General features: G+C 73.4%; 6 protein-coding genes. 4 read left to right on the top strand and 2 right to left on the bottom strand.

Annotated elements, in window-relative coordinates:
* Positions 1-58: 58 nt before the first annotated feature.
* Positions 59-250 carry a 50S ribosomal protein L28 gene (rpmB, locus tag ACFXGA_RS37890; RefSeq protein WP_073891577.1) on the bottom strand — a complete coding sequence of 64 codons (192 nt, stop codon included), beginning with the start codon at positions 248-250 and terminating at the stop codon, positions 59-61.
* A gap of 146 nt (positions 251-396) precedes the next feature.
* On the opposite strand from rpmB, the gene ACFXGA_RS37885 reads away from it, so the two are divergent.
* From ACFXGA_RS37885 to ACFXGA_RS37875, 3 genes are read left to right on the top strand one after another with little or no spacing between them, the layout of a single operon-like run.
* Positions 397-1,989: a DAK2 domain-containing protein gene (locus tag ACFXGA_RS37885; protein WP_378097245.1), complete on the top strand. Its 1,593-nt coding sequence runs from the start codon at positions 397-399 to the stop codon at positions 1,987-1,989.
* Positions 1,990-2,003: 14 nt separating this feature from the next.
* Positions 2,004-4,190 (top strand): ATP-dependent DNA helicase RecG, encoded by a 2,187-nt coding sequence (gene recG, locus ACFXGA_RS37880; protein WP_378097242.1) that lies wholly within the window; start codon positions 2,004-2,006, stop codon positions 4,188-4,190.
* Between the two features lie 55 nt (positions 4,191-4,245).
* A complete protein-coding gene (locus tag ACFXGA_RS37875) occupies positions 4,246-5,034 on the top strand; it encodes a hypothetical protein (RefSeq protein WP_378097239.1) in 789 nt (262 codons plus the stop codon).
* Positions 5,035-5,108: 74 nt separating this feature from the next.
* On the opposite strand, the gene ACFXGA_RS37870 is transcribed toward ACFXGA_RS37875, so the two are convergent.
* Positions 5,109-6,353, bottom strand: a complete 1,245-nt coding sequence (locus tag ACFXGA_RS37870; RefSeq protein WP_378097236.1) for a hypothetical protein — start codon at positions 6,351-6,353, stop codon at positions 5,109-5,111.
* A 436-nt stretch (positions 6,354-6,789) separates the two neighbouring features.
* Between ACFXGA_RS37870 and ACFXGA_RS37865 the strand changes: the two genes are divergently transcribed.
* A complete protein-coding gene (locus ACFXGA_RS37865; protein WP_378097234.1) occupies positions 6,790-10,167 on the top strand; it encodes a pyruvate carboxylase in 3,378 nt (1,125 codons plus the stop codon).
* Positions 10,168-10,381 lie beyond the last annotated feature (214 nt).

Genomic DNA, 10,381 nt, shown 5'->3' with positions numbered 1-10,381 from the left:
CGCGCGCCCCCGCGCGCCCGCGCGCGCCCCCCCCCCCGCCAAACTCGAGCGCGGGTGGTCAGCCGCGCACCACCTTGCCCGCCTTCAGGCACGAGGTGCACACGTTCAGCCGCTGCCGCGTCGAAGAGGACACCTTCGCGCGCACGGTCTGGATGTTCGGGTTCCACCGGCGGTTGGTGCGCCGGTGGGAGTGCGAGACCGACTTGCCGAAGCCCGGCCCCTTGCCACAGACGTCGCACACGGCAGCCACGTCAGCCACTCCTTAAGGTTTCCTCAGCGGTACTCACGCCCCGGCGGGCGCGCAAGCGTGCACAAGCCTCAGCCGGGCATGGCAACCCAGTCAGGGTAGCCGGTCGGCCGTTCGGCCACCAAACCGGGTCGAATACCCTCGCCGGCATGCAGGCTCTCGATGCGGTCGCGGTGCGCCAGTGGGCGGACGCGTGCGTTCGGTCCCTGGACGCCAACCGGGAGGACCTGGACCGCATCAACGTGTTCCCGGTGCCCGACGGCGACACCGGGACGAACCTGCTCCAGACCATGCGCTCCGCCCTGGACGCCCTGCTCAGGACACCCGTGGACACGGTCGGGGCGGCGTTGGCGGCGCTCGCGCGCGGCGCGCTGGCCGGCGCCCGCGGCAACTCCGGCGTGATCCTCTCGCAGGTGCTGCGCGGGCTCGCCGAGGCCGCGCAGGGCGCGTCCACGGCGACCGGCTCGTCGCTGCGGCGGGCGCTGTGGCGGGCCGACGAGCTGGCCACCGCCGCCGTGTCCGCGCCCGTGCCCGGCACGGTGCTGTCCGTGCTGCACGCGGCGGCCGAGGCGGCCCGCGACTGCGCGTCCGACGACCTGGACGAGGTGGTGACGGTCGCGGCGAAGGCCGGCGCGGAGGCGTTGGCGGACACGCCGCGGCACCTGGCCGTGCTGGCGCGGGCCGGCGTGGTGGACGCGGGCGGGCGCGGGCTCGTCGTGCTGCTGGACGCGTTGGCGGCGGTGATCACCGGGCGGCCCGTCGAGGAGCCGCCGGTCGCGGCCACGGTGCCGCGCGAGCCGCTGACCACCGCGCGCGAGGCCGGGTCGGCCGAGTACGAGTACGAGGTCATGTACCTGCTGGACGGCTCGCCGGACGTGACCGCGCTCAAGGACGAGCTGACGGCCATCGGCGACTGCGTGTCCGTGGTCGGCGACGGCGCCGACCTGTGGACCGTGCACGTGCACTGCAACGACATCGGCGCGGCCGTCGAGGCGGGCATCCGGGCCGGCCGGCCCCACCGCATCACGGTGGCCCGGTTCGCCGACCAGATCGCCGCCCAGGCGCCCCGGTTCGTGCGCGACCGGGCCATCGTCGTGCTGGTCGAGGGCGAGGGCGCGGCGGAGCTGTTCCGGTCCGAGGGCGCGGTGGTGTTCGAGCCCGGCGACGAGGTGACGGCGGCCGACCTGCTGGCCGTGGTGGTGAGCACCCGAGCCCGGCACGTGACCGTGCTGCCCGGCGACCCGACCTGGCGCGAACCGCTGGACGACGCCGTCGCGCAGGCCGTCGCCGCCGGGCAGGACGTCGTGGTCGTGCCGACGTTCTCCCCGGTGCAGGCGCTGGCCGCGCTGGCCGTGCACTCGCCGTCCCGCCGCGCCGGCGACGACGTGGTGGCCATGGCCGAGGCCGCCGCGGCCACCCGGCGGGGCGAGGTCGCGGTGTCCGACCGGGAGGCCATCACCTGGGTCGGCCGGTGCCGCCCCGGCGACCTGCTCGGCATGGTGGACGGCGAGGTCGTGCTGATCGCGCCGGAGCCCGCCGACGTCGGCGACCTCGCGTGCCGCCTGGTCGACCGGATGCTCGCCAGCGGCGGCGAGCTGGTCACCGTGCTGCTGGGCCGGGCCGCCCCGGACGGGCTCGACCGGGTGCTGGAGGATCACCTCCGCGTCGCGCACCCGGAGGTCGAGCTGGCCGCCTACCCGGGCGGGCAGCGCGACGCGCTGCTGGTTGTCGGTGTCGAGTAGTTGAATAGGCCGGGATGACGACCTTCGACGAGAAGCTGGTGTCGGTGCTCGGCAAGAAGAGCGCCGACGCGCTGGAGGCCGGTCTCGGCCTGACCACCGTCGGCGAGCTGCTGCGCCACTACCCGCGCCGCTACGACGAGCGCGGCAAGCTCACCGTGATCGCCGGGCTGGAGCTGGGCGAGCACGTCACCGTGCAGGCGCGGGTCAAGAGCGCGCGGCAGCGGCGGATGAAGTCGCGCAGCGGGGAGCTGCTGGAGGCCGTGATCACCGACGGCACCAGCGACCTGCACCTGGTGTTCTTCGGGCGCGGTTCGCGCAAGGTCGAGCGGGAGTTGCTGCCGGGGCGCGAGGCGATGTTCGCGGGCAAGGTCGGCATGTTCAACGGCAAGTTGCAGCTCGCGCACCCCGACTACCAGGTGCTCGACGGCGCGGACGGCGCGGTGGCGGACTTCGCGGGCGCGTTGATCCCGGTCTACCCGGCGGCGCAGGGCATCCAGTCGTGGAACGTCTCCAACTGCGTCGAGCAGGTGCTGGCGGTGTGGGACGGGGTGACCGACGACCCGCTGCCGGAGTCGCTGCGGGCCGAGCGCGGGCTGATCGGGCTGGAGAAGGCGCTGCGGGACATCCACCGGCCGGACGGCTGGGCCGCGATCACCGTGGCGCAGCAGCGGCTGAAGTGGGACGAGGCGCTGGCCGTGCAGCTGGCCCTGGCGCAGCGCCGCCGCTCGACCACCGCCCGCCCCGCGCCCGCGTGCCCGCCGAAGCCGGGCCTGGTGCGCGACGCGTTCGACGCGCGCCTGCCGTTCGAGCTGACCGCGGGGCAGCGCGAGGTCGGCGAGCAGATCGCCCGCGACCTGTCCGGCGAGCACCCGATGAACCGGCTGCTCCAGGGGGAAGTCGGGTCGGGCAAGACGATGGTCGCCCTGCGGGCGATGTTGCAGGTCGTGGATGCCGGTCGGCAGGCCGCGATGCTCGCGCCGACCGAGGTGCTGGCCGCGCAGCACGCGCGGTCGTTGCGGGAGTTGCTGGGCGACCTCGGGCAGGCCGGCGAGCTGGGCGGCGCGGAGCACGCGACGCGGGTGACGCTGCTGACCGGGTCGATGGGCGCGGCGGCGCGGAAGCGGGCGTTGTTGGAGATCGTGTCCGGCGAGGCCGGGATCGTGGTCGGCACGCACGCGCTGATCCAGGACAAGGTGGAGTTCGCCGACCTGGGCCTGGTCGTGGTGGACGAGCAGCACCGGTTCGGCGTGGAGCAGCGGGCCGCGCTCAGCGGGCGCGCCGGCGGGTCCACGCCGCACGTGCTGGTGATGACCGCCACACCCATCCCGCGCACGGTGGCGATGACGGTGTACGGCGACCTGGAGGTGTCCGCGCTGCGCGAGCTGCCCCGGGGGCGTTCGCCGATCAGCACGTCCGTGGTGCCGGTGGCGTCCAAGCCGGGCTGGCTGGACCGCGCGTGGCAGCGCATCCACGAGGAGGTCGGCAAGGGCCACCAGGTGTACGTGGTGTGCCCGCGCATCGGCGACGGCGACGCGGAGGACGACGGGGAGGCGCCGCCGAAGGAGGGCTCGGGCAAGGACGACCGCAGGCCGCCGGTGGCGGTGGTGGACGTGGCGAACAAGCTGGCCGAGGGCCCGCTGCGGGGCTTGCGGATCGACATCCTGCACGGCCGGATGGCGCCCGAGGACAAGGACGCCGTGATGCGCGCGTTCGCGGCGAACGAGGTGCAGGTGCTCGTGGCCACGACCGTGGTCGAGGTCGGCGTGAACGTGCCCAACGCCACCGTCATGGTGATCATGGACGCGGACCGGTTCGGCGTGAGCCAGCTGCACCAGCTCCGCGGCCGCGTCGGCCGGGGCAGCGCGCCGGGGCTGTGCCTGCTCGTGACGGAGGTGCCGGACGGCACGTCCACCATGGAGCGGCTGCGGGCCGTGGAGTCCACTCTGGACGGCTTCGAGCTGGCCCAGCTCGACCTGGAGCTGCGGCGCGAGGGCGACATCCTCGGCGCGGCCCAGTCGGGCAAGCGGTCGGGGTTGAAGATGCTGTCGCTGCTGCGCGACGAGGACGTGATCGCCGAGGCGCGCGTGGTCGCGCAGGAGGTCGTGGAGTCCGACCCGGACCTGACCGCCAACCCGGGGCTGGCCGGGCTGGTGGCGGGCCTGCTGGACGACGAGCGGGCGGAGTACCTGGAGAAGGCGTGACGGGGCGGCCGCGGCGGTCCGGTTACCCTGACTCGTGCGCCGATTCCTGCTCGCTATGGTTCCGCTGGCGCTGGTCGCCTGCACGGCCGCGCCGGCCGGCGACCCGGCCCCGACCACGTCCTCGCTGCCCAAGGGCGACCTGGCGGTGCTCGCCGAGCGCATCGGGCAGCGGCGGGCCGAGTTGGCGACGGCGACGTTCCGGACCGAGGGGTTCGCCTCGGACGGGCAGGCCACCGAGGTGCGCAACGTCGCGGCCGGCGCGCTGCGGCAGGACGCCGACGGGGTGACCGCGGCCATGACGATGGACGTCTCGACCGGCGGGCAGCCGAAGAAGATCGCGCTGGTGGTGGTCCGCGACGGCACGTACGTGCAGGTCGAGGGCGCGCCGATGCCCGCGGGCAAGAAGTGGGGCTACTACCCGGCGGCGAGCGGCGGCGAGGTGGCCGCGCTGCTGCGCGGGTTCGGGCCGAGCGCCACGGTCGGTGCGGAGCTGGACTACGTGCAGCCCCGCGCGGCGTTGATCGTCGGCAAGGCGTCCGAGCAGGTGGACGGCGTGCCGACGACCCGGTTCGACCTGGTGGTGGACCCGTTGAAGATGGCGAAGGTCATCGAGGACCAGGACATCCAGCTCCAGCACACCCAGCTCGCCCAGTACGGGGTGACGATCGCGGCGTCGGTGTGGGTGGACGGCACGAGCGCGCCGGTGCGGGCCGAGTACCGGTTCGAGCTGGACGGCAAGGTCGTCAAGCAGTCCACGACCCGGTTCTCGGGATGGGGCGAACCGGTCGAGGTGGCCGTGCCGGACCAGGCCGAGGTGGTGCCCGCCGACCAGCTGCCCCAGTGAGCCCGCGCGTCCGGGTTTCGCCCCGGTGAGCCGAGTGGCCCGGGTCTTGCCCCGGTGAGCCGCGTGGCCCGGGGTTACCTGGCCCGGCCGCCCTTGGGGACCGGGAGCTGGGCGGTGGGCTGCTCGGACGGGTCCACGTCCTTCGGCTTGGCCGACGGCTTGCCGGTCGAGGGCTTGGCCGCCTCCGGCTTGGCGGTTGCCTCCGGCTTGGCGGTCGCGGGCGGGGTGGGCTTGGCGGTTGCCGGCTTGGTGGGGGCGTCCCCGTCCGCGGGGGCCGCGCCCGCAGGGGCCGCGTCCGACGACGGCGCGTCCGACGCGTCCGGAGAGGCCGCGGCGTCCTCGTCGTCCAGCGGCTTGAGCGTGGCCACCGCCGCGGACACGGCCTGCTGAGCGGCGGCGAACTGCTCGCTCAGGGCGCGGTGCACGCGGTGCAGCTCGGCCAGCTTCTCGTCCGCCGCCGTGGTCCGGCGGTCCGCCTCGGTGATCGTCCGCTCGGCCGCCGCGTTCGCCTCGCCGATGGTCTGCTCGGCCTTGGCCAGCGCCTCCGACTCCAGCTCGGCGACCTGCTTCTCGGTCTCCGCGCGCAGCTCGGCGGCCTCGGCGCGGGCGGCTTCGAGCAGCTTCGCGGCCTCCGCCTTGGCCTCGACCACGTGCACCTCGTGCTCCTTGCGGAGCTTGGTGCGCAGCTCGTCGTACTCCTTGTCGAGGTCGTCGTGGTAGCCCTTGTACTTCTGCTCCAGCTCGACCCGCTTGGCCTCCAGCTCCGCGGTCTTCGCCTCGAAGTCGGCGGTGAGCTTCTCGCGCTCGGCGCGGGCCTCGGCCATCAGCGCCTCGTGCTCGGCGCCGAGCTTCGCCCGCAGCTCCTCGATGGAGCGCTCCAGCTCGGTGCGGCGTTCCTCGTGCTGCCGCTCCAGCTCGGCCCGGCGCTCGTCGTGCTGCCGCTCCAGCTCCTTGGTCCGCTGCTGGTGGGCCGCCTCGAGCTGGCGCCGGCGCTCCTCCAGCTCGCCCATCGCGCGCTGGTGCGCCGCCTTGCCCTCCGCCGCCGCGCGCTCGGCCTCGGCGCGGGTGGCGGCGGCCTTGTCGAGCGCGTCCTTGCGGATGTCGGCGATCTCCTCCTCGGCCAACGTCATCATCACGCGCACGCGCTCGGTGACGTTGGACGCGCTGGCCGGGCTGGCGGCGAGCTTGCTCAGCTGCGACTTGACCTTGTCGAGCTCCGCCCGGGTCGAGCCGAGGAGCTTGTTCAGCTCCGCCACCTGGGCCGACGCCGCCTCCCGGGCGCGGTTCGAGTTCTTGAGGTCGAACTCGAGTCTCGTCACCCGCTCGTTCACCTGGCGCTGGTTGTACCCGCGCAGAACGACGTCGAAATGGGTGCGGGCAGCAGGCTGCCCAGTCCCTTCAGCCCCGGCCATGGGACCAACCCTACCGAGAAGTCGCCGGCCGCAGTCACCCGATGCGGCGAACGCACCGTGACGGGTCGGTGATCCACCGTGCGGGCCGGCGGGTGCGGCGGATCCGCCGAACGCCACTCCGCCGCTCGCGTGGGGGCTGCGCGGGAGCACCGCGCAAGGGAGAATCCCGGGGCGTGCACCCAGGTCACACCCGTCTTGACCGGATGAGGGAACGATCACGATGACGTCCGTCACGTGAGATGGAACTCCCGAAGGGCGGGAACCGCACGGTAGCGTGCCTTGATTCATCGAGTCCCGCCCGCGCTCGGGCGGGGCTCGCCGAGTAACCGGGAGGGAACGCCGCATGTTCCGCAAGGTTCTTGTCGCCAACCGCGGCGAGATCGCGATCCGGGCCTTTCGCGCTGCCTACGAACTGGGCGCGGGCACGGTTGCCGTCTTCCCCCACGAGGACCGCAACTCCCTGCACCGGCTGAAGGCCGACGAGTCGTACGAGATCGGCGAGCCCGGCCACCCGGTCCGGGCCTACCTGTCCGTCGAGGAGATCATCAAAGCGGCCCGCAAGGCGGGCGCGGACGCGGTCTACCCCGGCTACGGCTTCCTGTCGGAGAACCCGGAGCTGGCCAAGGCGTGCGCCGACGCGGGCATCACGTTCGTCGGCCCGCCCGCGGACGTGCTGGAGCTGACGGGCAACAAGGCCCGCGCGATCGCCGCCGCCCGCGAGGCCGGTCTCCCGGTGCTCAAGTCCAGCGAGCCGTCGAGCGACATCGACGCCCTGGTCCGGGCGGCCGAGGACATCGAGTTCCCGGTGTTCGTCAAGGCGGTCGCGGGCGGCGGCGGTCGGGGCATGCGCCGGGTCGAGGACCCGGCCGCGCTGCGGGAGTCCCTGGAAGCGGCGTCGCGCGAGGCGGAGTCCGCGTTCGGCGACCCGACCGTGTTCCTGGAGCAGGCCGTGGTCGAGCCGCGGCACATCGAGGTGCAGATCCTCGCCGACGGCGAGGGCAACGTGATGCACCTGTTCGAGCGCGACTGCTCGGTGCAGCGCCGCCACCAGAAGGTCATCGAGATCGCGCCCGCGCCGAACCTCGCCCCGGAGCTGCGCGAGCGGATCTGCGCCGACGCCGTCCGGTTCGCCCGGCACATCGGCTACCGCAACGCGGGCACCGTCGAGTTCCTGCTCGACCCGCGCGGCAACTACGTCTTCATCGAGATGAACCCCCGCATCCAGGTCGAGCACACGGTCACCGAAGAGGTCACCGACGTGGACCTGGTGCAGTCGCAGATGCGCATCGCGAGCGGCGAGACGCTGGAGGACCTGGGCCTGAGCCAGGACACCGTGCAGCTGCGCGGCGCGGCCCTGCAGTGCCGGATCACCACCGAGGACCCGGCCAACGGGTTCCGCCCGGACACCGGCATGATCAGCGCCTACCGCTCGCCGGGCGGCTCCGGCATCCGGCTGGACGGCGGCACGACCGGCGCGGGCACGGTCATCGGGGCGCACTTCGACTCGATGTTGGTCAAGCTGACGTGCCGGGGCCGGACGTTCGCCGCGGCGGTGGCCCGCGCGCGGCGCGCGGTGGCCGAGTTCCGCATCCGGGGCGTGTCCACGAACATTCCGTTCATCCAGGCGGTGCTCGACGACCCGGACTTCTACGAGGGCCGCGTCACCACGTCGTTCATCGAGAAGCGCCCGCACCTGCTGACCGCGCGGCACTCCGCCGACCGCGGCACGCGCATGCTCACCTACCTGGCCGACGTCACGGTCAACAAGCCGAACGGCCCGCGCCCGTCCGTTGTGGACCCGAAGGTGAAGCTGCCGGCGGTGGACCTGGCCGCGGAGCCGCCCGCCGGGTCGAAGCAGCGGCTGGACGAGCTGGGCCCGGAGGGCTTCGCCCGCTGGCTGCGGGACAGCAAGGCGCTGGCGGTCACCGACACCACGTTCCGCGACGCGCACCAGTCGCTGCTGGCGACGCGCGTGCGGACCAAGGACCTGCTCGCCGTCGCGCCGCACGTGGCGCGGATGACGCCCCAGATGCTGTCGCTGGAGGCGTGGGGCGGCGCGACCTACGACGTGGCGCTGCGGTTCCTGGCCGAGGACCCGTGGGAACGGCTCGCGGCGCTGCGCGAGGCGGTGCCGAACATCACCCTCCAGATGCTGCTGCGCGGTCGGAACACGGTCGGGTACACGCCCTACCCCGAGGCCGTGACCAGCGCGTTCGTCGAGGAGGCGACGAAGACCGGCATCGACATCTTCCGGATCTTCGACGCGCTGAACGACGTCGAGCAGATGCGCCCGGCCATCGAGGCGGTGCGGGAGACCGGCACGGCGGTCGCCGAGGTGTGCCTGTGCTACACCGCCGACCTGTCGAACCCGGACGAGCGGATCTACACCCTCGACTACTACCTCAAGCTGGCCGAGCAGATCGTCGGCGCGGGCGCGCACGTGCTCGCGATCAAGGACATGGCCGGCCTGCTGCGGCCGCCGGCGGCGGCGCGGCTGGTGACGGCGTTGCGCAAGGAGTTCGACCTGCCGGTCCACCTGCACACCCACGACACGGCCGGCGGGCAGCTCGCGACGTACCTGGCGGCCATCCAGTCCGGTGTGGACGCGGTGGACGGCGCGGTGGCGTCGATGGCGGGCACCACCTCGCAGCCGCCGCTGTCGGCGATCGTGGCGGCCACCGACTACACCGACCGGGCCACGGGGCTCGACCTGCGGGCGGTGTGCGACCTGGAGCCGTACTGGGAGTCGGTGCGCAAGGTCTACGCGCCGTTCGAGTCGGGCATCCCCGGCCCGACGGGGCGGGTCTACTCGCACGAGATCCCCGGCGGTCAGCTGTCCAACCTGCGGACGCAGGCGGTCGCGCTCGGCCTCGGGCAGAAGTTCGAGGAGATCGAGGCCATGTACGCGGCGGCCGACCGGATGCTCGGCCGGCTGGTCAAGGTCACGCCGTCGTCCAAGGTGGTGGGCGACCTGGCGTTGCACCTGGTCGGCGCGGGGGTGTCGCCCGCCGACTTCGAGGCGGACCCCGGGCGCTACGACATCCCGGCGTCGGTGATCGGGTTCCTGCACGGCGAGCTGGGCGACCCGCCCGGCGGCTGGCCGGAGCCGTTCCGGAGCAAGGCGCTCCAGGGCCGGCCCGCGCCCAAGGGGATCGCGGAGCTGACCGACGAGGACGTCAAGGGCCTGGAGACCGACCGCCGGAACACGCTGAACCGGCTGCTGTTCCCCGCGCCGACGAAGGAGTTCCTCGCGCACCGGGAGGCGTACGGCGACACCAGCGTGCTCGGGAGCAAGGACTTCTTCTACGGGCTCAAGCCGGGCGAGGAGTACCAGGTCGACCTGGAGCCCGGCGTGCGGCTGCTGATCGGGCTGGAGGCGATCGGCGAGGCGGACGAGCGCGGCATCCGCACGGTGATGGCCACGTTGAACGGGCAGTTGCGGCCCATCCAGGTGCGCGACCGGTCGATCGCGGCCGAGGTGCCGGCGGCGGAGAAGGCGGACCGGGGCAACCCGGGGCACGTGGCCGCGCCGTTCGCCGGGGTCGTCACGCCGAACGTGGCGGAGGACGACGTGGTCGAGGCCGGTCAGACGATCGCGACGATCGAGGCGATGAAGATGGAGGCGTCGATCACGGCTCCGCGGTCCGGGCGGGTGACGCGGCTCGCGGTGCGTGGGGTGCAGCAGGTCGAGGGTGGGGACCTGTTGATCGTGATCGGGTGAAGGTTGTGATCGGGGCAGGGACGGCGCGGTGGTGCTGTCCGGCTCCGGGTGAGTGAGTCGGTGGTTGCGGCCGGCTCGATTTGACATGGGGCCCTTACGGGCACCGGAGGCAGGCCAAAGCCGGGCAGGCATGGCGGGAAAAGCGTCCGCCACGCCTGCCCGGCTTCGTCCAGCCTATGGCACCCGAACCCATGTCAAATCGAGCCTCGGTGGG

Origin of the sequence: Actinosynnema sp. NPDC059335, assembly GCF_042752395.1 — a bacterium.
Taxonomy (GTDB): domain Bacteria; phylum Actinomycetota; class Actinomycetes; order Mycobacteriales; family Pseudonocardiaceae; genus Actinosynnema.
Note: the sequence above shows the minus strand (reverse complement) of the source record. Positions and strands in the feature narration are given on the sequence as shown.

Coding starts and splice junctions, on each gene's coding strand:
- recG (WP_378097242.1), top strand. CDS start 2,004: ATGACGACCTTCGACGAGAAGCTGGTGTCGGTGCTCGGCAAGAAGAGC.
- ACFXGA_RS37885 (WP_378097245.1), top strand. CDS start 397: ATGCAGGCTCTCGATGCGGTCGCGGTGCGCCAGTGGGCGGACGCGTGC.
- ACFXGA_RS37865 (WP_378097234.1), top strand. CDS start 6,790: ATGTTCCGCAAGGTTCTTGTCGCCAACCGCGGCGAGATCGCGATCCGG.
- ACFXGA_RS37875 (WP_378097239.1), top strand. CDS start 4,246: ATGGTTCCGCTGGCGCTGGTCGCCTGCACGGCCGCGCCGGCCGGCGAC.